This is a genomic window from Pseudomonas sp. CP-1 (genome assembly GCF_021213715.1).
In the GTDB taxonomy this organism is placed as follows: Bacteria; Pseudomonadota; Gammaproteobacteria; order Pseudomonadales; family Pseudomonadaceae; genus Pseudomonas; species Pseudomonas aeruginosa.
In genome coordinates this window covers 514,976-539,600 of record NZ_JAJQKY010000001.1, presented here as the reverse complement: position 1 = coordinate 539,600, position 24,625 = coordinate 514,976, and the positions used below count along the sequence as shown (strand labels likewise).

Genomic DNA, 24,625 nt, shown 5'->3' with positions numbered 1-24,625 from the left:
CGCCCACGTTTATGCTTTAAGATTCCCCCTTTCCGCTCGACCCGCTCAGGATGCCCTCCCCATGACCGCCTCTTCGCCGAGTCTCTCGCCGACCCTCGAACTCGCCTGCGAGTTGATCCGCCGCCCCTCCGTCACGCCCCTCGACGCCGACTGCCAGGCCCTGATGATGCGCCGCCTGGAAGCCGCCGGCTTCGCCCTGGAGCCGATGCGCATCGAGGAGGTGGACAACTTCTGGGCACGGCGCGGCGGCGACGGCCCGGTGCTGTGCTTCGCCGGGCACACCGACGTGGTGCCCACCGGCCCGCTGCAGGCCTGGCAGCACCAACCCTTCGACGCCCTGATCGACGACCAGGGCATGCTCTGCGGGCGCGGCGCGGCGGACATGAAAGGCAGCCTGGCGTCGATGATCGTCGCCGTCGAGCGCTTCGTCGCCGACCACCCGGAGCACAAGGGCGCCATCGCCTTCCTCATCACCAGCGACGAGGAAGGCCCGGCCCACCACGGCACCAAGGCGGTGGTCGAACGCCTCGCCGCACGCGGCGAGCGCCTGGACTGGTGCATCGTCGGCGAACCGTCGAGCACCAGCCTGGTCGGCGACGTGGTGAAGAACGGCCGCCGCGGCTCCCTTGGCGCCAAGCTGACCATCCGCGGCGTACAGGGCCATGTGGCCTACCCGCACCTGGCGAAGAACCCGATCCACCTGGCCGCCCCGGCGCTGGCCGAACTGGCGGCGGAACACTGGGACGACGGCAATGCCTTCTTCCCGCCGACCAGCTTCCAGGTTTCCAACCTGAACTCCGGCACCGGCGCCACCAACGTCATCCCCGGTGAACTGACCGCGCTGTTCAACTTCCGCTTCTCCACCGAATCCACCGTCGAAGGCCTGCAGAAACGCGTCGAGGCGATCCTCGACAAGCACGGCCTGGACTGGCACGTCGAATGGGCGCTGTCCGGCCTGCCGTTCCTCACCGAGCCGGGCGAACTGCTCGATGCGGTGGCCGCCAGCATCAGGGCGGTCACCGGCCGCGAGACCCAGCCCTCGACCAGCGGCGGCACCTCCGACGGACGCTTCATCGCCACCATGGGCACCCAGGTGGTCGAACTCGGCCCGGTCAACGCCACCATCCACCAGGTCAACGAGCGGGTCCTGGCCAGCGACCTGGAGCTGCTCACCGAAATCTACTACCAGACCCTGGTGAGGCTGCTCGCCTGATGCTGATCTGCCCGCTCTGCTCCGCCGCCCTGGGCGAGGTCGACAACGGCGTCGCCTGCCCCGCCGGGCACCGCTTCGACCGCGCCCGCCAGGGCTACCTGAACCTGCTGCCGGTGCAGCATAAGAAAAGCCTCGATCCGGGCGACAACGCCGCCATGGTCGAGGCCCGTCGCCAGTTCCTCGGCGCCGGCCACTACGCGCCGCTGGCCCGGCGCCTGGCCGAACTGGCCGTCGAACGCGCGCCGCGACGCTGGCTGGATATCGGCTGCGGCGAGGGCTACTACAGCGCCCGGCTCGGCGAAGCCCTGGCCGGCGCCGAGGGCTACGCCCTGGATATCTCCCGCGAGGCGGTGAAACGCGCCTGCCGCCGCGCGCCGCAGTTGTCCTGGCTGGTGGCGAGCATGGCCCGGCTGCCGCTAGCCGACGCCAGTTGCGAGCTGATCGCCAGCGTGTTCAGCCCGATCGACTGGAACGAAGCCGTGCGCGTCCTCGCCCCCGGCGGCGGCGTACTGCGCCTGGGCCCGGCCAGCGCGCACCTGCTGGAACTGCGCCAGCGGCTCTATGACGACGTGCGCGACTACGCCGACGACAAGCACCTCGCCGGCCTGCCCGCGCAACTGAGCCTGCGCCACACCGAGACCCTCGAGTTCCGCCTGGCGCTGGACAGCTACGACGCGCGGGAAAACCTCCTGGCCATGACCCCGCACGGCTGGCGGGTCAACCCCGAGCGCCGCGCGCGAATCCTGGCCGAACCCTTCGAAGTCAGCGTGGCGGTGCGCTACGATTGGCTGCAACGCGACTGACCGTCCCCGAGGACCCCATGCGCCAACCGGATATCGAGATCTACCTGAAAGACGCCGAGCACGCGGCCGTCGCCGCCTGGCTGGAACAGGCGCTGGGGCCCTGCGGCCCATGGCAGGAGCACGGCCAGACCCTCAAGTGCACCGCCCGCGGCGAGCACGGTGCGGTGCGCGTCACCTGGCTGCCGAAGGCGGTGGGCAAGTGGCACAGCCTGTTCTTGGAGAGCGACAGCACGCCCTGGGACGACGACCTCGCCTGCGCCAGGGCCGCGCATGCCGCGCTCGGCGTGGAGATCCGCTGCGCGCCGGGCGGCTGGGAGGAAAACCAGGGCGAAGAGGACGCCGACCGCTGGCTGCGGGTCGACGCCGGGGGCGTCGAGGAAATTACCTGGCGCACCGCCTGAACGACGAAAACCCCGCGCTGCGAGGGGCCGCCCAACGGGGGCCTGGCGGGGTGGATGCGCTGGATGACAAAAGCCCGTCTCGCGACGGGCTTTTGCTTGCGGGAATCAGACCTTGGAGACGTCTTCCGCTTGCAGGCCTTTCTGGCCCTGGATCACCGAGAATTCCACTTTCTGGCCTTCCACCAGGGAGCGGTGACCCTCGCCGCGGATGGCGCGGTAGTGAACGAACACGTCCGGACCGCTATCGCGTTGAATGAATCCATAACCTTTGGCGTCATTGAACCACTTGACGGTTCCGACCTCACGATCAGCCATTACCACACTCTCCAACTTGCAATTTTTTATAAGTGGCCTTCCCAATCCGGGAAGACTTCGACGGTTCGGCTGCGCAACGCTGTTCTTGTTATCCGACCCCGGCAAAATGCCGTTGGAGCGGGCATTTCGAATGGCGTTCCACTAGCCACCGCGTCCCGGAGTATAAACAAACGAGTCCAACTGAAAAGGACTTTTTTAGCCCCTGGCGGAATACCCGCCACGCCCGGCGGGACTGGCCTTTCGATATGTTTTCGCTACGCCTGGAATACGTCTGCGCAAGCACTTGCAGATAGCTAGCCGCCATATTTCCGTCAACTTTTCAGCGGTCGCGCAGACCTGCCTTGCGCGGCCAGGCCAGGGTGAAGCAGGCGCCGCCCAGAGTCTCGCTGCGGCCGATGGAGGCCCGGCCGCCATGCCAGTAGACGATCCGCCGGACGATGGACAGTCCCAGGCCATGCCCGCCGGAAGCACGGGTCCGGCTATCGTCCAGGCGTAGGAATGGCGTAAAGAGCCGCTCCCATTGCGCCTCCGGCACCCCCGGCCCGTCGTCCTCGACATCCACCCGGCAACGCTCCAGGCTGACCCGGTAGCTGATCCTGACCCGACGATCGGCATGCCGCAGCGCATTGGTCAGCAGGTTCTGCAAGGCCCGATGCAGGTAGCGCGGCTCGGCCTCGATCCAACTGCCCAGCTCCTCAGGCACCAGCGCGCCCTCCTCGCAACTGACCAGCACCTCGCGGCGCAGCGGGGCGATCTCCTCCACCACCTGGCGCACCAGCACGCCCAGCTCCAGGCGCTGGTAGGTCAGCGGCGGCGAGCCCTGTTCCAGGCGCGCGTAGGTGAGCATCTCGTCGACCAGCTTGTCGAGGTCCTGGATATCGTTGTCCATGCCCTCCAGGTACTTCAGGCGGGCGCCGTCGGTCTCGGCGGTCTCGATCATCTCCAGGCCGAAGCGCAACCGCGCCACCGGCGTGCGCAGCTCGTGGGACACCGCGCGAACCATCTCGCGCTGCACCGTCAGCAGCCGGTGGATGTGCTCGGCCATATGGTTGAAGGCCGCGCCCAGGCGTCCCACCGAGTCGCCGCCGCGCACCTCGACGCGGGTATCCAGACTGCCGCGGGCGATCCGCGTGGCGGCCGCCTCCAGGCTGCGCAGGCGCTGCTCCAGACGACGCACCAGCAGGTAGGTGATCAGGCCGATGAAGCTCAGGCACAGCGCGCCGAGCAGCAACAGCAGCTGCGGCGGATAGAGGTTCATCTGGAACAGTGGGCCCAGCTCCAGCACCCAGGGCGTGTCGAGGATGCCGGCGAAGATGCGGATCGAGTCGCCGTCCTTGCCCAGCGCCATCACCGTGTCGCCCTCCACCACCCGCCGGCGCTGGTCGTCGTCGAGGTCCAGTTCCTTGACCTGGAGCAGGTGCACCGGGAAGCCGAAGCGCTTGTCGCGGACGATCCGCGCCAGGTGGTAAGGCTGTTCGCTGGCCGGGTAGCGCACCAGTTCGTCCATCAGCAGATAGACCGTGGCCCGCGCCAGTTGCTCGCTGACCTGCTGCACCTCGCCGCTGAGCACCAGGTTCTCGGCGGCGCTGGCCTGGGTATAGACGGTGACGGCGTGCTCGGCGGTCTGCTTCACCAGCACCTGGCCGTTCATCAGGCGCGCGCGGCTGCGTCCATCCATCCGCAGCTCATCCAGCCCGCGCAGTTGCAGGGGAATCCCCAGCAAGCGGCTCCACTGCGCCAGGGCGCGCTTGCGCTCGGTGGCGGTCATCGGTTGCAGGTTGTCGGCCATCAGGCGGAAGGTGCCGCGCGCCAGCTCCTCGCGGTAGTGCTCGCCGCGCACCTCGTTGATCCAGTGCAGGCCGAGCAGGCCCAGGCCGCTGACCAGCAGCAGGGCCAGGAGCATGCCGCCATAGATGCGCAGGAAGATGGATTTCATCGGCGAGCCCCCGGCCGCTGTCCGCTGCTGTTGATTCTGGCCGACCGGGACGCCCGCGCCCCGGCCCGAAGGAAAAAAGCGCCTCAGCCCTCGCCGACGAACAGGTAGCCCTTGCTGCGCACGGTCTTGATCAGCCGCGGGTGCATCGGGTCGTCGCCGATCTTCGGGCGGATCCGCGAGATGCGCACGTCGATGGAGCGGTCCTGGCCGTCGTACTCGATGCCGCGCAGGGCGTTGAAGATCTCCTCGCGGGAGAGAATCCGCCCGGCGTTCGCCGCCAGCAGCCAGAGCAGGTCGAACTCAGCGCTGGTCAGCTCGATGGTGGTCCCGTCCAGCCAGGCCTCGCGCATCGCGTTGTCGATCACCAGGCGACCGAACGCCAGGCGTTTGCTGTCCGCCGCCTGGGCGCCCGCTTCCGGCGCCTCGCTGCGCCGCAACAGGGCACGGATGCGCGCCAGCAGCACACGCGGGCGCACCGGCTTGCACACGTAGTCGTCGGCGCCCATCTCCAGGCCGAGCACCTCGTCCATGTCGTCGGTGCGCGCGGTGAGCATCAGGATCGGACCGTCGAACTGCGGACGCACCTGGCGGCAGATGGACAGACCGTCCTCGCCCGGCAGCATCAGGTCGAGCACCACCAGGTCCGGGCGTTCGGCGAGGATACGCGCCGCCGCCAGTGCGCCGTTGGCTTCGATGTCGACCTTCAGGCCGTTGCCTTCCAGGTATTCCCGGGTCAGCTCGGCCAGACGTCCATCGTCCTCGACGATCAGGATGCGCCAGGCTTCTTGCTCCACACAGCCTCCTCGTATCGCGGTCCCGGAGCCGCCGCGCGGCCCCCTCAGAGCGGCCCGCATTGTAGCCAATACGGGGGCCGCGCGGCAGCACGCGAGGAACATCTTGCAAACACTACATATTGTGGGTAGGGTGCGCGCCCCGAAAGGTTGGGGAGTAGGTCTGCGCCGGTGCTTTCCGAGGGCGACGAATGGCATTCTCCAGCGCTGCCGCGGCCTACGGACGCTTCCTAGGACTCACGCACAGAAGACCCACACTTTATCCACAGGTTTCCCCCAGACTGTCACCTTGCAAACACCCCATTAGCGCATTATCTTGTATCCCCATCGTCGCCACCCCCTATATCTTGGGTTTCGAGCGCACGAACGGCTACAACGGAACCAACCGCGCACGGACCACTCTGATGGCTCCGGCGGCTCCGCAAAAAAGCATTTTCCAGACGTACTGAAAGCATCGACGGCGCTCACCGCAAGGAGCCCTTCATGACGATGGAAAAGCGGTACGGGTGTTGCAACGGACGCTGTAAACAGACAGTCAACACCACTAGGTATTGTGTTCGACGGCAAAACGCCACGAACCCGCCAGGGCCAGGGAGGCACGCACAGTCCCCACCCTCAGCATTCGAATGAAGCAGCCGCCGCAAGGCCGGCTGCCCGGCTCTTTATCGATTCAAGGGAATGGGCGCCCCGGCGCCCGCTAGCAAAACCATTACGAAAACGTGGAGATACCCACCCATGCATACCGACACCACACGCGAGAACCCGCAGGCCAGCGCGCCGCAGGCCGCCGATTCGTCGCAGGATCTGGCCGCCACCGCGCCGGGCCAGCTGCGCGTGATCAAGCGCAACGGCACCGTAGTCCCCTACACCGATGACAAGATCACCGTGGCCATCACCAAGGCGTTCCTCGCCGTGGAAGGCGGCACCGCCGCCGCCTCGTCGCGTATCCATGACACCGTGCGCCGCCTGACCGAGCAGGTCACCGCCACCTTCAAGCGCCGCATGCCGTCCGGCGGCACCATCCACATCGAAGAGATCCAGGACCAGGTCGAACTGGCCCTGATGCGCGCCGGCGAGCAGAAGGTCGCCCGCGACTACGTGATCTACCGCGAAGCCCGCGCCGCCGAGCGCAAGAACGCCGGCGCCGCCAGCGACGTCGCCCAGCCGCACCCGAGCATCCGCATCACCCGCGCCGACGGCAGCCTGTCGCCGCTGGACATGGGCCGCCTGAACACCATCATCAGCGAAGCCTGCGAAGGCCTGGCCGAGGTGGACGGCGCGCTGATCGAGCGCGAGACCCTGAAGAACCTCTACGATGGCGTCGCCGAGAAGGACGTCAACACCGCCCTGGTGATGACCGCGCGCACCCTGGTCGAGCGCGAGCCGAACTACTCCTACGTCACCGCCCGCCTCCTGATGGACACCCTGCGCGCCGAAGCCCTGGGCTTCCTCGGCGTGGCCGAGAGCGCCACCCATCACGAAATGGCCGAGCTGTACGCCAAGGCCCTGCCGGCCTACATCGAGAAAGGCGCCGAGTTCGAGCTGGTCGATGCCAAGCTGAAGGAATTCGACCTGGAGAAACTGGGCAAGGCCATCGATCACGAGCGCGACCAGCAGTTCACCTACCTCGGCCTGCAGACCCTGTACGACCGCTACTTCATCCACAAGGACGGCATCCGCTTCGAACTGCCGCAGATCTTCTTCATGCGCGTGGCCATGGGCCTGGCCATCGAGGAGAAGGACCGCGAGGCACGCGCCATCGAGTTCTACAACCTGCTGTCGTCCTTCGACTACATGAGTTCCACCCCCACCCTGTTCAACGCCGGCACCCTGCGTCCGCAGCTCTCCAGCTGCTACCTGACCACCGTGCCGGACGACCTGTCGGGCATCTACGGTGCCATCCACGACAACGCCATGCTGTCGAAATTCGCCGGCGGCCTGGGCAACGACTGGACCCCGGTGCGCGCGCTGGGCTCCTACATCAAGGGCACCAACGGCAAGTCCCAGGGCGTCGTGCCCTTCCTGAAAGTGGTCAATGACACCGCGGTCGCGGTCAACCAGGGCGGCAAGCGCAAGGGCGCGGTCTGCGCCTACCTGGAGACCTGGCACCTGGACATCGAGGAATTCCTCGAGCTGCGCAAGAACACCGGTGACGACCGTCGTCGTACCCACGACATGAACACCGCCAACTGGATCCCCGACCTGTTCATGAAGCGCGTCTTCGACGACGGCTCCTGGACCCTCTTCTCGCCGTCCGACGTCCCCGACCTGCACGACCTCTACGGCAAGGCCTTCGAGGAGCGCTACGAGTACTACGAGGCCCTGGCCAGCTACGGCAAGCTGAAGCTGCACAAAGTCGTCCAGGCCAAGGACCTGTGGCGCAAGATGCTCTCCATGCTATTCGAGACCGGCCACCCGTGGCTGACCTTCAAGGACCCGTGCAACCTGCGCAGCCCGCAGCAGCACGTGGGCGTGGTGCACAGCTCGAACCTCTGCACCGAGATCACCCTGAACACCAACAAGGACGAGATCGCCGTCTGCAACCTGGGCTCGATCAACCTGGTCAACCACATCGTCGACGGCAAGCTGGACACCGCCAAGCTGGAGAAGACCGTCAAGACCGCGGTACGCATGCTCGATAACGTCATCGACATCAACTACTACTCGGTCCCGCAGGCGCAGAACTCCAACTTCAAGCACCGTCCGGTCGGCCTGGGCATCATGGGCTTCCAGGACGCCCTGTACCTGCAGCACATCCCCTACGGTTCGGACGCGGCCATCGCCTTCGCCGACCAGTCCATGGAAGCCATCAGCTACTACGCGATCCAGGCTTCCTGCGACCTGGCCGACGAGCGCGGCGCCTACCAGACCTTCCAGGGCTCGCTGTGGTCGCAAGGCATCCTGCCGATCGACTCGGAGAAGAAGCTGATCGAAGAGCGCGGCGCCAAGTACATCGAAGTCGACCTGTCGGAAACCCTCGACTGGGCGCCGCTGCGCGAGCGCGTACAGAAAGGCATCCGCAACTCGAACATCATGGCCATCGCGCCGACCGCGACCATCGCCAACATCACCGGCGTCTCGCAGTCGATCGAGCCGACCTACCAGAACCTGTACGTGAAGTCGAACCTCTCCGGCGAGTTCACCGTGATCAACCCCTACCTGGTGCGCGACCTCAAGGCCCGCGGCCTGTGGGACCCGGTCATGGTCAACGACCTGAAGTACTACGACGGTTCCGTGCAGCAGATCGAGCGCATCCCGCAGGACCTCAAGGACCTCTACGCCACCGCGTTCGAAGTCGAGACCCGCTGGATCGTCGAAGCCGCCAGCCGTCGCCAGAAGTGGATCGACCAGGCCCAGTCGCTGAACCTGTACATCGCCGGCGCCTCGGGCAAGAAGCTCGACGTGACCTACCGCATGGCCTGGTTCCGCGGCCTGAAGACCACCTACTACCTCCGTGCCCTGGCCGCCACCAGCACCGAGAAGTCCACCATCAACACCGGCAAGCTCAACGCCGTGTCGGCCGGTGGCAACGACGGCCTGCAAGCCGCCCCGGCCGCCGAGCCGAAGCCGGCGCCGGTGCCGCAGGCATGCAGCATCGACAACCCCGACTGCGAAGCCTGCCAGTGATCGCGCGTCGCTGAACGGCGTCCGTGTCGCGGCCGGGCAAGCCGGACTCCTCGTGTGGGTCCGGCCTGCCCGGCGCCTGACGGTCGCTCGTCCAGCGCCACGCTGGCAGCGCAAGGCCCCTCGCCAGGGCCAGGAACAATCCCCTTCTTCCCTCCGGGGGAGAAGAACGGCCCGGCCAGACCGTGCCGGACCACCGCTTTCGCGTGCACCTCACGCCCCATATCCAGGCCGCCGAGACGGCCGCCAGACCAGGAGAGAGCAAGATGCTGAGCTGGGACGAATTCGACAAAGAAGACCCGACCGAAGCCAAGGCCGCGCCCGCCGCCGCCCAGGCCGTTGCCCAGGGCCATGACAAGCTGGACGACGAAGCCGCCGGCTCGGTGGAAGAAGCGCGCGCCGTTTCCGCCGACGACTCCGACGCCGTCGCCCGCGCCAAGAAGGCCCTGAACGACCTCGACATCCAGGAAGGCCTGGACGACCTCGAAGGCTCCGCCGCGCGCGTGCAGGTCGGCGACAAGCAGATGATCAACGCCCGCGCCGACCTCAACCAGCTCGTTCCCTTCAAGTACGACTGGGCCTGGCAGAAGTATCTGGATGGTTGCGCCAACCACTGGATGCCGCAGGAAGTCAACATGAACGCCGACATCGCCCTGTGGAAGAGCAAGGACGGCCTCAGCGAAGACGAGCGGCGCATCGTCATGCGCAACCTCGGCTTCTTCTCCACCGCCGACTCCCTGGTCGCCAACAACCTGGTGCTGGCCGTGTACCGCCTGATCACCAACCCCGAGTGCCGCCAGTACATCCTGCGCCAGGCCTTCGAAGAGGCGATCCACACCCACGCCTACCAGTACTGCATCGAGTCGCTGGGCATGGACGAGGGCGAGATCTTCAACATGTACCACGAGATCCCCAGCGTGGCGAAGAAGGCCTCCTGGGGCCTGAAGTACACCCGCTCGATCTCCGACCCGATGTTCCAGACCGGCACCCCGGAAACCGACCGCCAGTTCCTGCGCAACCTGATCGCCTACTACTGCGTGCTGGAAGGCATCTTCTTCTACTGCGGCTTCACCCAGATCCTCTCCATGGGCCGCCGCAACAAGATGACCGGCACCGCCGAGCAGTTCCAGTACATCCTCCGCGACGAGTCGATGCACCTGAACTTCGGTATCGACGTGATCAACCAGATCAAGATCGAGAACCCGCACCTGTGGGACGCCCAGATGAAGGACGAGGCGACCCAGATGATCCTCCAGGGCACCCAGCTGGAGATCGAATACGCGCGCGACACCATGCCGCGCGGGGTGCTGGGCATGAACGCGGCGATGATGGAGGACTACCTGAAGTTCATCGCCAACCGGCGCCTGACCCAGATCGGCCTGAAGGAAGAGTATCCGGGGACCACCAATCCGTTCCCGTGGATGTCGGAGATCATGGACCTGAAGAAGGAGAAGAACTTCTTCGAGACGCGGGTTATCGAGTACCAGACGGGCGGAGCACTGAGCTGGGATTGAGATTCTCGATTTAGGTCAAGACCGTTAGACGCTGTCGCCGGAAAGGGATTTCGGGACAGTGGTAGAGATAAAGAGCCCCGCCTTGTGCGGGGTTCTTCATTAAAGAGAAATAAAAACCCAAGGTGTTCAGCAAGTTAATTCACCAAATCAAATAGAAGATATGTGCCAAGCTCACTATCCCCAAGACACCATCGACAGACTATTTGAGTCAAACAGCCCTAGAAAACAAGAAATAAAAACATGCCCAACCATTCGCTCAATCTGAAATCTCCGTAGGGCGAATAACGCGCAGCGTTATCCGCCAGCTGGCCAAGGTACGCTCCGAAATCCTTCTGGATACACGGACGATCCCCAATGCCAAGCTACCGACGAACCTGGGTCCCCGGCGGCACCTATTTCTTCACCGTCACCCTGCATGACCGCCGCTCCAACCTGCTGACCCGCGAAATCGACCTGCTGCGCCGCGTGGTCGCCCAGACCAGGCGCCGGCATCCCTTCCGCATCGATGCCTGGGTCGTGCTGCCGGAGCACATGCATTGCCTCTGGACCCTGCCGCCCGACGACGCCGATTTTGCCACCCGCTGGAAGGTCATCAAGTCCGGCTTCGCACGGCGCATCCCCTGCCACGAATCACGTACCTTCGCGCAACGGCGGCGAGCACAACGCGCCATCTGGCAGCAGCGCTACTGGGAACACCTGATTCGCAATGACACGGACTACCGGCGCCATTTCGACTACATCCATCTCAACCCTGTGAAACACGGGCTGGTTACGGCGGTCAAGGATTGGCCCTTCTCCACCTTCCACCGGGCCGTGGCTGAAGGGCTTTATCCCGAGGATTGGGCCGGTGATCCTTCCTTGGAGGTCCGAGCGGCGGAGCGGGTTTGAGTCTGCTGGCGGATAACGGCTGTGCCGTTACTCGCTCTACCCCGGCTACCAAGTCTTTTTCTCGGCCTCGCAGGATGGCCAGCCCCGAGAAAGTAACCAAAGCGCTTGCCCCTGCATTCGACCTCCTACACGACGATTCCGCTCGGCCTCCTGATGGGGCGGACCGGAGCGTCGGATGTTTCTCTGGAAGAGGTAGGGCGAATAACGCGAAGCGTTATCCGCAACTACACAGGATTTTCCTGTAACGCCCGAGCATCGGGGGATTGAAAGAACTTCGTCAAGTCGATGTACAAGCAATGGCTTCAGAGAATCGGCGGATAACTGCTTTGCAGTTATTCGCCCTACCGTTGACCGCTATCGGTGCGCTCCATAATCATTCTTCGGCGCTAAGAACGCATACCACCCAGCGGCAAACCGCTCCCGAAAGTAGCGGTGTATTCCATTGAGGAAATGCGTATGCCATTCGTTTTCAACCCACCCCATTCATCCCCTCGCGGCACGACACCAACACCACCTCCCCGGAGGTGCGCCATGTCTGACACCCTCCTCCAACCCAGCCGTTTCACCCACCACCATCGGGTCCTGCACGCCGTGCTGCTGGATGAGGAAGGCTGGTTCGTGCTCTCCGACCTGGTACGGCTGCTGGGCCGTTACCTGGGCGGTCGGGCGCCGGCGGCGTTGTGTGACGAGGCGCCGTGGCCGCTGGCGACGGCGGAGCAGCGCGAGCGCTTGTTCGCCCTCTGCCATGCACTGGAACGGCACCTGGATGCCGATCAGTGGCGGCTCGCCTGGCTCCATGACGAACGCCACGGGCCACGCCAGGACTGCCTGGTCAGCGAGTCCGGGCTCTACGCTCTGCTCTGGCTCGCAGTGCCTGGCGCGGCACGGAGTTTGCGCCGTTGGGTCAGCGGCTCAGTGCTGCCACGCCTGCGCAGCCAGTCCCGCCCCAACGCCACGCCCCAGCGCGCCGTGCTGCACTGGAAAACCGCCGAGATCGACACCCTGCACTGGCAAGGCAAGACCTGGATCCCCCTCTCCGACTGCCCCCACCTCCTCGACAGCCCACGCCCGCTGATCCGGGCCTGACCCCGTCATACGCCCTGAAAGGAGTCAGGGCTTGTAACAACAGCACGACCTTTGGCAACCTTTCCCCAATGCCCCGGCACGCTCGTCTGTACAGATCCCAGGACTGAATTTCCAAGCCCTGTTGCTACCCAGGGCCCCGCAGAAATACCAAAGCCAAGGTCCTTCCAAAGCCCCTCGTTCGAATCGTCTGGTTACCAGACAAGCGGCCGGAGCACTTACTGAAACTTATGCCACCACCAATAGAGATCTAGATCACATTTTATTGTAAGCAGTGATGGCAAAGGCCCGCAGAGCGACACAAAGACCACTGGAAGTCCACTTGAATGGCTCACCAGAAACGCTATTCGACTAATGAGAGGAACATGGTGAGCGACAAGAAGTGGTGCGTTATCGCTGTAGCAGCGCTTTATCTGCTCAGTGGAATACTCTTGATAAGGTCTCCGATCAGCCTGCCCCCCTTCGTTGAAAGCGTATGGAAGTTCTACAGCAGCATTGGTTTCGATATGAGTCGAGACATTGTGCGAGCTGTCATACTCTCTCTGAGTCTTTCATGCTTGGCCCACGCATTAATAATACTCACAACTTATATCACCAATGGAGGGCTACCAAAGGTTCTCAGGGGGCATGAGCAGTATCTCTTCCTCAGAGCGCTGTTTTACCTTGGCCTTTGCATTCTGGGTATTGGGGCGATGGGAGACAATATATCCGCAAGGAGAGCTTCTTCATTCAGCAAGGAACTATCGATTCTGCTGGGAGCTTCTATTCTGGGAGGAGTGGTTTGGACAGTGAGTGATTTGCTTGCGTCAATCATCCTGAAGTTTAAGAGGTGAGTACGACAGCCAACTCGCCAGGGGGCAATTCTCCAACGGTTCTCACCGCACCTCCATCCTAGTCGTTTCACCCACCACCGGGCCTTGCGCTCCGCGCTGGCAGACCGCCGAGATCGACACCCTGCACCGGCAAGGCAAGAGCTGGATCCCCCTCTCCGACTGCCCCCAACTCCTCGACAGCCCACGCCCGCTGTTCCGGGCCTAAGACAAACACCGGCCTCGAACGGAGTTGAGGCTGACAAGATGAAAGACGCTGCGTCTGATTTCCGGCACGCCACACCGAGATGAGAGAAGCACGTCACATTCCTCTCTATGAGATGATGACAAAAAGCCATGAAATAGGTTGAAGTTCCTTAAACCTGAATGAGTCCTGAACAAGATTCATTTATTTCCTAGGAACAAGCTGTTGCTCCCCCAGTGACCCAAGGATGGGAATGCATGCCATTGGCTGTTTCCATGTGGACTCGTGGTGTTTTCTCCATGCCCACGAGCCGCGCTCAAGAGAATGAAAACTCACCAGTTGCTTCACCGCTTGAGGAGGTCCCATGAACCTCCTTTTGATCCACCAGAATTTTCCAGGCCAGTTCCGCTACATCGCTCAGGACCTGTCAAGGTCTCAACTGCATCGAGTCTTGGCTATCGGAAGAGATAGCGCTCCAGGCCTTCCGGGAGTTCCTCTGGTGCGCTATCGACCTGCACGGGAATCAGCCCCACAGACGCATGGCTATCTGAAATCCTTCGAAGATGCGGTCCTGCATGGACAGCAGGTCGCTCGGCTGCTATTGAATCTGCGCAGTAAAGGGTATCGACCGGATGTCATATTGGCCCATCCCGGTTGGGGGGAGTCGCTTTTCGCCAAAGACATATACCCCCACGTACCGCTGATCCATTTCTGTGAATACTACTACCACGCCAAAGGAGCCGATGCGGACTTCGATCCACAATTCCCTCTTGGCCTGGACGATGCCTCGCGTTTACGCCTGCGTAACAGCCAGCATCTGCTTAATCTCGAACAATGCGATCTGGGCATCACCCCTACACACTGGCAGCACTCGCTGCACCCTTCGATCTATCACGACAAGATCCGTGTGGCGCACGAGGGAATCCCCTCGGATGAGTTGCTTCCCGATCCCCAGGCGAACCTCACGCTTCCCGATGGGCGGACACTCAGGGCGGGACAGCCCGTGGTGACCTATGTGGCGCGCAACCTTGAGCCCCATCGGGGCTTCCATAGCTTCATGCGGGCGCTTCCGGCAATTCTGGCAGGGCATCCGCAGGCGCAGGTGGTGGTGGTGGGGGGAGATCAGTCCAGCTACAGCCCCCGCCCCAAGGATGCCCCCAACTGGCGGAACAAATTGCTGTCGGAAGTGGAGATCGATGCCCGCAGGGTTCACTTTCTTGGCAAAGTCCCCTACTCCGTCCACCGGAAAGTGCTTCAGATTTCAGCGGCCCATGTGTATCTGACATACCCCTTCGTATTGTCGTGGTCGCTGCTTGAAGCCATGGCTACTGGCTGTGCCATCGTAGGATCCGATACGGCGCCCGTCCGTGAGGTCATTCGCGATGGCATCAACGGCCATCTGGTGGACTTCTTTGCGCCTGATGCTATCGCCGCACAAGTACTCGCCCTCCTCGCTGCCCCCCAGAAGCAAACCGGACTTCGCAAGGAAGCACGCCTGACCGCGCAACGCTACAGCGTCAGCAACGGCTTGCGGGCTTATCACCAACTGCTGGCGGACGCCATGGCGCTATCTGCTCCTACACCGGCCTGAACGATTCCGAATCCGGAACGCAATTATCGAAGCAAGGACACTCCATGCGTGAAGACTCTCCTGAAAACAAGACGGTTGAGCCTCCGGCCCTCGACAGTGGCTTGGCCTGCCTGGTCATGCTGGCACGCTTTCATCAGGTGGCCGCCTCACCCGAGCAGTTGGCTCATGAGTTCATCCCAACTGGCGGGGAGTTCGGCACTCCCGAGCTTCTGCTGGCAGCGCGCAAGCTTGGGCTGAAAGCCCGGTCGGTACGCAGTCGGCCGGACCGACTGGCGCGCACACCGCTTCCGGCGATTGCCCGAGGTAACGACAATGGATATTTCATCATTGCACGTATCGATCAAGGAAAGGCGCTGATCCAGGATCCTTTGCTGCAACGCCCAGAGATACTGACCTTAGAGGCGCTGGAAAACCGCTGGAGTGGCGAACTCGTGCTGCTTCGCTCGGAAGCATCGCAGTCAGCCGAGCTTTCCCGATTCGACTTCACTTGGTTTATTCCAGCCATCGTCAAATACCGCAAGGTGCTGGGCGAAGTCCTGGTGGCCTCCTTTGTGCTGCAGATATTCGCCTTGCTGACACCTTTGTTCTTCCAGGTAGTGATGGACAAGGTGCTGGTCCATCGCGGTCTGTCCACCCTGGACGTTCTCGCCATAGGCCTGCTCGGCCTCATGCTGTTCGAAAGTCTGCTGAGCGGCTTGCGTAGTTATGTCTTTGCCCATACTGCCAGTCGTATCGACGTGGAACTGGGAGCGCGGCTGTTCCGTCACTTGCTGAATCTGCCATTGGCCTACTTTCAGGCCCGCCGGGTGGGCGACTCGGTGGCACGCGTGCGGGAGCTGGAGAACATTCGCAGCTTCCTGACCGGCAATGCCATCACCCTGCTGCTCGACGTGCTGTTTTCCGTGGTGTTCATCGTCGTGATGTTCTTCTACAGCGGCTGGCTCACATTGGTAGTGCTGCTGTCCTTGCCCTTATATTTCGGACTCTCTCTGTTGATTACCCCCGTGCTGCGAGCCCGGGTACAGGAAAGCTTCAATCGCGGCGCGGAAAACCAGGCCTTTCTGGTCGAGACCATCAACGGCATCGATACGGTCAAGGCCATGGCAGTGGAACCGCAGACCATGCGGAAATGGGACAACCAACTGGCGAGCTACGTGGCGGCCGGCTTCAAGACCCAGACCCTGTCGACCTTCGCCAACGAGGGCGTATCACTGATTGGCAAGCTGGTGACGGTAGCCACCTTGTGGCTGGGGGCTCGCCTTGTCATAGAAGGACAACTGACGGTAGGACAGCTGATCGCCTTCAACATGTTGGCCGGGCGAGTCGCCCAACCAATCATGCGTCTAGCCCAACTGTGGACCAACTTTCAGCAGACCGGCGTCTCGGTTCAACGTCTGGGAGACATCCTCAATAGCCAGACCGAACTGTCCCAGGCGACGCGCAGTAGCTTGCCACCTTTGAAGGGACGGATCGAGTTCGACCAAGTGCACTTTCGTTATCGCTCGGATGGATCCGAAGTGCTGCGCGGCATCAATCTTGCCGTCCAGGCCGGAGAGGTGATCGGTATCGTCGGTCGCTCCGGGTCCGGCAAGAGTACGCTGACTCGGTTGCTCCAGCGCCTGTACGTCCCAGAGCGCGGACGCGTGCTGGTCGACGGCATGGACCTGGCGCTGGCTGACGTATCCTCGTTGCGTCGGCAGATCGGCGTGGTGCTGCAGGATAACCTGCTGTTCAATCGCAGCATTCGAGAAAACATTGCTCTGACCGATCCCGGCGCACCGATCGAGGTCGTGATCCAGGCTGCGCGTTTGGCCGGCGCTCATGAGTTTATTCTCGAACTGCCCGAGGGCTACGACACCCTGGTAGGAGAGCACGGCTCCTCCCTTTCCGGAGGACAGCGACAGCGCATCGCCATTGCCCGCGCGCTGATCGGCAACCCTCGGGTTCTAATCCTCGACGAAGCGACCAGCGCCCTGGATTACGAGTCCGAACGAGTCATCCAACAGAATATGAAAGCCATCTGCCAGGGACGCTCGGTAATCATCATCGCGCACCGTCTAAGCGCCGTGCGCGATGCCCACCGGATCATCGTGATGGACCGTGGGCAAATCGTGGAACAGGGCACGCATTCCGAACTGCTGAGCCACCAGGCCGGGCACTACTCTCGGTTGTATCGCCTACAGCAAGGGGACGCCGCATGAACGCCCGGCGTGAACTGCTGCAACGTTACCGGCGGGCCTGGACGCAGGCCTGGCACAACCGCCAGACGATGGAGGCACCGGCGCGCCTGCCGCACGAAGTACAGTTCCTGCCGGCGGCCCTGTCGCTTCAGGAGCAACCCGTCAACCCTCTGGCGCGCCACATCAAATGGGCGATCATGGCGTTCCTCGCGCTTGCCGTACTCTGGGCTTGCCTGGGCGAGATTGATGTGGTTGCCAGTGCCCAGGGCAAAGTCGTCCCCAGTGGCAAAACCAAGGTCATCCAGCCCAGAGAAGTGGCCGTGGTCAAGGCGATCCATGTCTATGACGGGCAGCAGGTAAAAGCCGGCGACCTCCTGGTGGAACTCGACGGCAGCCAGACAACTGCCGACGTCGAGCGACTCAAGAGCGACCTGATGGCCGCGCAGGTGGACAGTGCACGAGCCACCGTTTTGCTGGAGGCGATCGAGGGCGGCCAGGAACCGGCCTCGATCGCATCGCGACTACGTCAGGCCAACGAGGAGCAGCAACGCGCCGCACAGGTCTGGATGCAAGGGCAGTACCTGGAACTACGCAGCAATATCAATCAGGCGCAAGCCGTTATCGAACAGCGAAGTGCGGAAATCCAGGCAGCCCTGTCCATGATCGCCTCTCTACGCAAGACCTTGCCCATCGCCGAACAACTGGCCCAGGACTACAAGCGTCTGCTGGCACGCAATTTCGTTGCCAAGCATGCCTGGCTGGAAAAGGAGCAGTCACGCCTCGACCAGGAACGGGAACTCGCAGTGCAACAGGCGAAGCTGCTGGAGCTTCAGGCCTCCCGTCGGGAGGCTGAACAACGCCGTGAAAGCATTATTGCCCAGACCCGGCGCACGATGCTCGATCTGCAGCATGAGTCCCAGCAGAAATCCGCAGCCTTGACACAAGAACTGCTCAAGGCTGAACAACGGGACCGTTTGACTCGCCTGACCGCGCCGGTCGACGGCACGGTGCAGCAACTGGCAATCCATACCCAAGGCGGGGTGGTCACCGAGGCCCAGCCCCTGATGGCCATCGTTCCCAAGGACCAGCCGGTGGAAGTGGAAGCGATGCTGGAGAACAAGGACATAGGCTTCGTGGGACCAGGGCAGGAAGTGGAAATCAAGGTGGAAACCTTCACGTTCACCAAGTATGGCGTCATCCACGGCACCGTCCTGAGCGTTTCCGAAGATGCCATCGAAGATGAGAAAAGAGGTTTGCTTTATGGCCTGCGCATACAGCTCGCGCAGAATCATATACGCGTAGGTGATCGGGAGGTTCCCTTGACACCGGGAATGGCGGTGAGCGCGGAAGTGAAGACGGATAAACGGAAAGTCATTGAGTACTTCCTGAGTCCGCTGAAGCAGTATGTGGACGAAAGTTTAGGCGAAAGATAGTTAGAGGTATTTCTTCTCATGGGAGGCGTGATGGACAAAAATAAGGCATGGCTTACCTTTGTGATGGTACTGTATTTTATATGTGGCTTTCTTCTAATAAGATCATCGGCTAGCCCGAATGATACGACTGATTTTGTATGGCGATTTTATTCTCGCATAGGCTTTGATATGGATCGACATATTGCCCGAGCACTCATCTTATCCATTTCCCTCTCCTGCTTATTTCATACGCTAATAATAATTTTCAGAGCTATCGGCAACGGATGGACGTCAGAGGGTAGCAAAGGAGCAGTATCTTATCTTTTTTTCAGGGCTTTATTTCTTCTTGGCTTATCCGTTTTAGGCGTTGGTGCGCTGGGGGATAATGTGTCTTTAAGAAGGACTCCAGAGCTTAACAAGGAGTTATCGATCTTAATTGGAGGGCTTGTCTTAGGTGGCATGGTGTGGCTGATAAATGATTTACTTATCTCAATTTATGTAAGGATGCAGAAGTGAGTACAGCATATCAAAAAATTGGACTCTTCGCATATTACGCGGACAAGATAAACTCAATAGTCACCTATGGTGATATAGCACTTAGGACAACTGACCCAGACACTAGGGAGCAAGCCCTATGGGATGCTGCCAATGAGTTGGCCAAACTTGCAGGCATTGGTATTCCTCTTTGGTTTTTAGATAAGGCCTTGACCAAAACTGGATTGGATCGAGTGTTTGACTCTCTAAAAAAGCAGGAATCCTTTCAAAAGTACTTAATGGATAAAGCAGCTACCCAAAGCGTCTATAACTATCTTCTTGCGGACTTGGCCGAGTGGGGGCTGGAAGAACTTAATGACTGGTTGAGTCGGAATGCATATCTTGACCCCATCTTTGATGCTGTAAATATAAACTTTACCTCTGCCCTTAACTTTGTCCAGCGCGTTGATCCACTTGCTTTGGACCTTGATGGCGATGGCCTCGAAACCGTTTCCTCCAACTCAGGGATTACCTTCGACTTCGACGGGGATGGCCTGAAGACAGGGACGGGATGGGTAGCCAAGGACGATGGCTTCCTTGTCTGGGACCGCAATGGCAACGGAACCATCGATAATGGTGGTGAACTGTTCGGTGTGGACTTCGTCAAGAGTAATGGCCAGAAAGCCAGCGATGGTTTCGATGCCTTGCGTGACCTGGACTCCAACCGTGACGGTATTTTCGACGTCAAGGATGAACAGTTTGGCGAACTGAAGATCTGGCAGGACTTGAACCAGGACGGTATTGCTGAGGCAAACGAACTCAAGAGCCTAGACGGTCACAACATTACGGCAATCAATCTTGACATTGAGAAATCCACCGAGGATAACAATGGCAACCTGATCAGCGCAATCGGCAGCTATAGCAGGGGTGATGGTACCAGCGGTCTTGTCAATGGCAACCAAAGCCTCGCAGGCAATCTTGATCTTGCGTCCAATCCATTTTACCGCGAGTACACGGACCGCATTGCGCTGGATGATACCGCCAAGAGCCTACCAGATATGAAAGGCTCGGGTGCTGTCCGGGACCTGCGTGAGGCTAGCATGCTCAATACCGGGTTGAAATCAGCGCTCTCTGAGTATGCGCAAGCCGATACCCGTAGCCAGCAGATGTTGCTTCTGGATCGCCTACTGACCGAGTGGGCCAAGACATCGAACTATCGAACCTTCGATCAACGTATCTCTGACCTGAGCACCAAGACCTACGATGTGGCCTTTGGATGGTCCTGGGAACAGGATAGCTTCGCAGCAGGTGGCGGTAGCACCAGCAGCGGCTCTCTGAGCGAGGGCGATCACGGCCCCACCCAAGAGCAGTTGGAAAGAAAGGCGCTTCTGGAAAAAGTGAAGCTTCTGGAGATATTCAATGCCCAGAGCTTTTTTAACTTCTCCCCTAAAGAGGGGAGTGGATCTGCAGACAAGCCAGCTTCATTCAGTTTACAGTCTGGTGCAAGCCAGTTTTCAGTGTCCGGAATCATGATCGGCGGGACCATTACGCTGACAGAGAAAGATCTGACCTTTAACTCTGGCCAGGTTAGTCTTCTTGAATCTGCCTATCAGGCATTGAAGGACTCGATTTATAGTGCTCTTCTTCTACAAACCCGTCTCAGACCATATGTAGAAGAGATTGATTTAACGCTAGAGTCAGGAGGGGTCTCTCTTAACTTCGAGAAAGTCCTTCAGCTTTTCCAGGAGAACTTTGAGAAATCCCATGTCAATGGAGCGATTGATCTTCTAGAGTTCCTGGGACAGCGAATCTCGACCGGCGGGTCAAGTCTGCTAGGACCTTTGGCTGAAGCTCAATTGCAAACATTGACGCCAGGCGAAATCCAGCAGATCGAAGCGAACGGTATTGGCTTGGAGATGGGGGGGCTGGGCAACGATCTAGTAAAAGGCAGTTCTGGCCAAGACTATCTGTTCGGATTGGCTGGTAACGACTCACTCTATGGGAATCAGGGAAATGATCTTCTGTCTGGGGGAACAGGCAATGACACCCTGTTCGGTGGTCTTGGCAACGATACACTGATCGGTGGGGCAGGTAATGACTACCTGCATGGGGACACCGGTAATGACATATACCGCTTTGATCGCGGCTGGGGCCAGGATACCGTCTACAACTATGACAGCAGCGCCAACAGGGTCGATGCCATCGAGTTCGGTACCGGCATTCGCGCAGAGGACATCATCCTCAGCCGCAATAGCGATGACCTGATCCTGCTCCTCAAGGGCAGCAGCGATCGCATCACCGTCAGCAGCTACTTCAACCAGGATGCTGCGGGTAGTTCTCGCCTGGAGGAAATCCGCTTCGTCGATGGCCAGGTCCTGAACATCGACGCAGTGAAAGCCTTAGTCCAGAAAGGAACAACTGAAAGCGATCGACTCTACGGCTACGCCGTGGCCGATACCCTCAGCGGCGGCCTGGGCAATGACTCACTCTACGGCTATGCCGGCAATGACCTCCTTCAAGGTGATGAGGGCAACGACACGCTCTACGGCGGCGCCGGTGACGATACCCTCGTCGGCGGTCTGGGCAACGACTATCTGCAGGGCGAAGCCGGCAACGATGTGTACCGCTTCGATCGCGGCTGGGGCCAGGATACCGTCTACAACTACGACAGCAGCACCAGCAGGGTCGATGCCATCGAGTTCGGTACCGGTATTCGCGCAGAGGACATCACCCTCAGCCGCAATAGCGATGACCTGATCCTGCTTCTCAAGGGCAGCACAGACCGCATCACCATCAGCAGCTACTTCAATCAGGACGCCGCGGGTAGTTATCGCCTGGAGGAAATCCGCTTCGTCGATGGCCAGGTCCTGAACATCGACGCAGTGAAAGCCCTCGTCCAGAAAGCCACGGATGGAAACGATCGGCTCTACGGCTACGCCGTGGCCGATACCCTCAGCGGCGGCCTGGGCAATGACTCACTCTACGGCTATGCCGGCAATGACCTCCTTCAAGGTGATGAGGGCAACGACACGCTCTACGGCGGCGCCGGTGACGATACCCTCGTCGGCGGTCTGGGCAGCGACTATCTGCAGGGCGAAGCCGGCAACGATGTGTACCGCTTCGATCGCGGCTGGGGCCAGGATACCGTCTACAACTACGACAGCAGCACCAGCAGGGTCGATGCCATCGAGTTCGGTACCGGTATTCGCGCAGAGGACATCACCCTCAGCCGCAATAGCGATGACCTGATCCTGCTTCTCAAGGGCAGCACAGACCGCATCACCATCAGCAGCTACTTCAATCAGGACGCCGCGGGTAGTTATCGCCTGGAGGAAATCCGCTTCGTCGATGGCCAGGTCCTGAACATCGACGCAGTGAAAGCCCTCGTCCAGAAAGCCACGGATGGAAACGATCGACTCTACGGCTACGCCGTGGCCGATACCCTCAGCGGCGGCCTGGGCAATGACTCACTCTACGGCTATGCCGGCAATGATCTCCTCCAAGGCGACGAAGGCCACGACATACTCTACGGTGGCGCTGGCGACGATACCCTCGTCGGCGGTCTCGGCAACGACTACCTGTATGGCGAAGCCGGCAACGATGTATACCGCTTCGACCGCGGCTGGGGCCAGGACACCATTCAAAACAACGACAGCAACACCAACAAGGTCGATGCCATCGAGTTCGGCAGCGGCATCAGCGCGAATGACATCCTGCTCAATCGCGACAGCGACAACCTGGTGCTGACCCTCAAGAACAGCACAGACCGCATCACCGTCAGCAGCTACTTCAGCCAGGACGCCACGAGCAATTATCGACTGGAGGAAATCCGCTTCGTCGATGGCCAGGTCCTGAACATCGACACAGTGAAAAGCCTGGTCCAGCAAGCCACGGATGGAAACGATCGCCTGTTCGGCTACGCCGTGGCCGACACCCTCAGCGGCGGCCTGGGCAATGACTCACTCTACGGCTATGCCGGCAATGACCTCCTTCAAGGTGATGAGGGCAACGACACGCTCTACGGCGGTGCGGGCAACGACACTCTCATAGGGGGAGCAGACAGTGACTACCTATATGGAGAGGATGGTGATGACCGAATCGAAGGAAATAATGGTAACGATACGTTATATGGCGGAGCCGGCGAAGATACTTTGATTGGCGGGTCAGGCAATGACTATCTGGCAGGAGACGCAGGCAACGACATCTATCAGCTAGGTAATGGCTGGGGACAAGACACCATTAACAATTACCACACCGAGTCGAATGCGTTGGACCGTCTGGAATTCACGGACAACATAACCGCAGACAAACTTTGGTTCAGCAAGAACGGAAATAATCTCGAAATCAACTTGATTGGCGCATCCGACAAGGTCAGCATCAGCAATTGGTATTCAGGCAAGAACTATCAGATCAGCCAATTTACCGCAGCCGATGGAAAAACCTTACTGGAAAGCCAAGTACAAAACTTGGTAAATGCCATGTCGTCGTTTGGCGTACCCGCCGGAGGAGAATCAGAAATGACGGTAGAACAACGCCAACAGCTAGAGGTCATCATAGCTGCCAACTGGCAGTAAAACTATTCACTAACCGGCCTGCCCTATGGGCAGGCCGGTTAGTGATAAAATACATACTTTTTTGTTCGTCTCGGCGAACCACTCACAGAAGTAGCCCTGCGGCCTCGATCACTGCGGCACAGCCCCTTCTCCCTCAAAAGAAGACCGATCAATACCGTATTACGAAACTACATTGAACGTCTCTCTCTGCTTTCTGACTACCAGCCCGCTTGCGCCCACGGACAGCAAATAAAGCCTGACCGAGCAGTTGCGCAACGCTCATGAGATCAAGGCTGCATCCCAGCCTGGGTGACTGCCTGATCCCGCGAAAGGCCCGCAAGGCTTTGAGCGCAGGATCTAGAGAGACATCAGGGTGTAGTGCAAGAAAACCCCACATATCCACCCACCTCAGCCATGATGCCCTTTCCATCCCCAGCGGAACCCCGACATGGACGCCAAAGCTCTGCTCCTCGGCAGCCTCTGCCTGGCCGCCCCATTCGCCGACGCGGCGACGCTCGACAATGCCCTCTCCGCCTGCCTCGCCGCCCGGCTCGGTGCACCGCACACGGCGGAGGGCCAGTTGCACCTGCCACTCACCCTTGAGGCCCGGCGCTCCACCGGCGAATGCGGCTGTACCTCGGCGCTGGTGCGATATCGGCTGCTGACCATGCATGCCAATGCGAAGGCACAGGTCCTTCAGGAAGGTCTGCTCGACGGTCGCTACGAAGGCACCCGTACCCTAACGCTGGCAGCGGATGCGCAACTGGCGGCCGACAGCACGCTCGTGGTACGTCTTGGTTGCGCCGTCGCCGAATGACCATCCACCGACCCAG

At 60.8% G+C, this 24,625-nt stretch carries 17 protein-coding genes; 14 read left to right on the top strand and 3 right to left on the bottom strand.

Going from position 1 to position 24,625, the window contains the following annotated elements:
- Positions 1 to 61: 61 nt before the first annotated feature.
- Genes dapE through LT948_RS02585 form a run of 3 tightly spaced genes read left to right on the top strand, consistent with a single transcriptional unit; the run spans position 62 to position 2,417 of the window.
- Complete coding sequence (gene dapE / locus LT948_RS02595; protein WP_003082377.1) at positions 62 to 1,213, top strand: succinyl-diaminopimelate desuccinylase; 1,152 nt, start codon at positions 62 to 64, stop codon at positions 1,211 to 1,213.
- Positions 1,213 to 2,016: a putative RNA methyltransferase gene (locus LT948_RS02590; protein ID WP_003140543.1), complete on the top strand. Its 804-nt coding sequence runs from the start codon at positions 1,213 to 1,215 to the stop codon at positions 2,014 to 2,016. Before dapE ends, LT948_RS02590 begins: the two co-directional genes overlap by 1 nt.
- Before the next feature lie 17 nt (positions 2,017 to 2,033).
- Positions 2,034 to 2,417 carry a hypothetical protein gene (locus tag LT948_RS02585; RefSeq protein ID WP_003082373.1) on the top strand — a complete coding sequence of 128 codons (384 nt, stop codon included), beginning with the start codon at positions 2,034 to 2,036 and terminating at the stop codon, positions 2,415 to 2,417.
- A gap of 105 nt (positions 2,418 to 2,522) precedes the next feature.
- Here the strand turns inward: LT948_RS02585 and LT948_RS02580 are convergent, their stop codons facing one another.
- From LT948_RS02580 to LT948_RS02570, 3 genes are all read right to left on the bottom strand, one after another.
- Positions 2,523 to 2,732, bottom strand: a complete 210-nt coding sequence (locus tag LT948_RS02580; protein WP_003082372.1) for a cold-shock protein — start codon at positions 2,730 to 2,732, stop codon at positions 2,523 to 2,525.
- Between the two features lie 319 nt (positions 2,733 to 3,051).
- Complete coding sequence (locus LT948_RS02575) at positions 3,052 to 4,668, bottom strand: ATP-binding protein (RefSeq protein WP_003109067.1); 1,617 nt, start codon at positions 4,666 to 4,668, stop codon at positions 3,052 to 3,054.
- A gap of 83 nt (positions 4,669 to 4,751) precedes the next feature.
- Positions 4,752 to 5,462 (bottom strand): winged helix-turn-helix domain-containing protein, encoded by a 711-nt coding sequence (locus LT948_RS02570; protein ID WP_023092106.1) that lies wholly within the window; start codon positions 5,460 to 5,462, stop codon positions 4,752 to 4,754.
- A gap of 732 nt (positions 5,463 to 6,194) precedes the next feature.
- On the opposite strand from LT948_RS02570, the gene LT948_RS02565 reads away from it, so the two are divergent.
- The 11 genes from LT948_RS02565 (at position 6,195) to LT948_RS02505 (ending at position 24,609) form a co-directional block, all read left to right on the top strand.
- A complete protein-coding gene (locus LT948_RS02565) occupies positions 6,195 to 9,086 on the top strand; it encodes a ribonucleoside-diphosphate reductase subunit alpha (RefSeq protein ID WP_003082358.1) in 2,892 nt (963 codons plus the stop codon).
- Positions 9,087 to 9,349: 263 nt separating this feature from the next.
- Positions 9,350 to 10,597 (top strand): ribonucleotide-diphosphate reductase subunit beta, encoded by a 1,248-nt coding sequence (locus tag LT948_RS02560; protein WP_003086547.1) that lies wholly within the window; start codon positions 9,350 to 9,352, stop codon positions 10,595 to 10,597.
- Between the two features lie 354 nt (positions 10,598 to 10,951).
- Positions 10,952 to 11,485 carry an REP-associated tyrosine transposase gene (locus tag LT948_RS02555; protein WP_003109068.1) on the top strand — a complete coding sequence of 178 codons (534 nt, stop codon included), beginning with the start codon at positions 10,952 to 10,954 and terminating at the stop codon, positions 11,483 to 11,485.
- 531 nt (positions 11,486 to 12,016) lie between these two features.
- Positions 12,017 to 12,571: a BRO-N domain-containing protein gene (locus tag LT948_RS02550; protein WP_023092107.1), complete on the top strand. Its 555-nt coding sequence runs from the start codon at positions 12,017 to 12,019 to the stop codon at positions 12,569 to 12,571.
- A 362-nt stretch (positions 12,572 to 12,933) separates the two neighbouring features.
- A complete protein-coding gene (locus LT948_RS02545) occupies positions 12,934 to 13,401 on the top strand; it encodes a hypothetical protein (RefSeq protein WP_023980779.1) in 468 nt (155 codons plus the stop codon).
- 545 nt (positions 13,402 to 13,946) lie between these two features.
- Complete coding sequence (locus LT948_RS02540) at positions 13,947 to 15,173, top strand: glycosyltransferase family 4 protein (RefSeq protein WP_023088927.1); 1,227 nt, start codon at positions 13,947 to 13,949, stop codon at positions 15,171 to 15,173.
- Between the two features lie 44 nt (positions 15,174 to 15,217).
- Positions 15,218 to 17,374 (top strand): type I secretion system permease/ATPase, encoded by a 2,157-nt coding sequence (locus LT948_RS02535; protein WP_023088926.1) that lies wholly within the window; start codon positions 15,218 to 15,220, stop codon positions 17,372 to 17,374.
- Positions 17,371 to 18,786, top strand: coding sequence for an HlyD family type I secretion periplasmic adaptor subunit (locus tag LT948_RS02530; protein ID WP_033995924.1), 1,416 nt, complete (start codon positions 17,371 to 17,373; stop codon positions 18,784 to 18,786). The genes LT948_RS02535 and LT948_RS02530 overlap by 4 nt, the downstream gene beginning before the upstream one ends.
- A 30-nt stretch (positions 18,787 to 18,816) precedes the next feature.
- Positions 18,817 to 19,281, top strand: coding sequence for a hypothetical protein (locus tag LT948_RS02525; protein WP_071537905.1), 465 nt, complete (start codon positions 18,817 to 18,819; stop codon positions 19,279 to 19,281).
- Positions 19,278 to 23,813, top strand: a complete 4,536-nt coding sequence (locus tag LT948_RS33140) for a calcium-binding protein (RefSeq protein WP_269670548.1) — start codon at positions 19,278 to 19,280, stop codon at positions 23,811 to 23,813. Before LT948_RS02525 ends, LT948_RS33140 begins: the two co-directional genes overlap by 4 nt.
- 427 nt (positions 23,814 to 24,240) lie before the next feature.
- The gene (locus tag LT948_RS02505; protein WP_023126391.1) at positions 24,241 to 24,609 is read left to right on the top strand and encodes a DUF2195 family protein; all 369 of its coding nucleotides are present in this window, start codon (positions 24,241 to 24,243) and stop codon (positions 24,607 to 24,609) included.
- The last annotated feature ends 16 nt before the right edge of the window (positions 24,610 to 24,625 follow it).

Excerpts from the sequence above, each read along its gene's own strand:
- dapE (WP_003082377.1), top strand. The coding sequence starts at position 62 with ATGACCGCCTCTTCGCCGAGTCTCTCGCCGACCCTCGAACTCGCCTGC.
- LT948_RS02590 (WP_003140543.1), top strand. The coding sequence starts at position 1,213 with ATGCTGATCTGCCCGCTCTGCTCCGCCGCCCTGGGCGAGGTCGACAAC.
- LT948_RS02585 (WP_003082373.1), top strand. The coding sequence starts at position 2,034 with ATGCGCCAACCGGATATCGAGATCTACCTGAAAGACGCCGAGCACGCG.
- LT948_RS02580 (WP_003082372.1), bottom strand. The coding sequence starts at position 2,732 with ATGGCTGATCGTGAGGTCGGAACCGTCAAGTGGTTCAATGACGCCAAA.
- LT948_RS02575 (WP_003109067.1), bottom strand. The coding sequence starts at position 4,668 with ATGAAATCCATCTTCCTGCGCATCTATGGCGGCATGCTCCTGGCCCTG.
- LT948_RS02565 (WP_003082358.1), top strand. The coding sequence starts at position 6,195 with ATGCATACCGACACCACACGCGAGAACCCGCAGGCCAGCGCGCCGCAG.
- LT948_RS02560 (WP_003086547.1), top strand. The coding sequence starts at position 9,350 with ATGCTGAGCTGGGACGAATTCGACAAAGAAGACCCGACCGAAGCCAAG.
- LT948_RS02555 (WP_003109068.1), top strand. The coding sequence starts at position 10,952 with ATGCCAAGCTACCGACGAACCTGGGTCCCCGGCGGCACCTATTTCTTC.
- LT948_RS02550 (WP_023092107.1), top strand. The coding sequence starts at position 12,017 with ATGTCTGACACCCTCCTCCAACCCAGCCGTTTCACCCACCACCATCGG.
- LT948_RS02545 (WP_023980779.1), top strand. The coding sequence starts at position 12,934 with ATGGTGAGCGACAAGAAGTGGTGCGTTATCGCTGTAGCAGCGCTTTAT.
- LT948_RS02540 (WP_023088927.1), top strand. The coding sequence starts at position 13,947 with ATGAACCTCCTTTTGATCCACCAGAATTTTCCAGGCCAGTTCCGCTAC.
- LT948_RS02535 (WP_023088926.1), top strand. The coding sequence starts at position 15,218 with ATGCGTGAAGACTCTCCTGAAAACAAGACGGTTGAGCCTCCGGCCCTC.
- LT948_RS02530 (WP_033995924.1), top strand. The coding sequence starts at position 17,371 with ATGAACGCCCGGCGTGAACTGCTGCAACGTTACCGGCGGGCCTGGACG.
- LT948_RS02525 (WP_071537905.1), top strand. The coding sequence starts at position 18,817 with ATGGACAAAAATAAGGCATGGCTTACCTTTGTGATGGTACTGTATTTT.
- LT948_RS02505 (WP_023126391.1), top strand. The coding sequence starts at position 24,241 with ATGGACGCCAAAGCTCTGCTCCTCGGCAGCCTCTGCCTGGCCGCCCCA.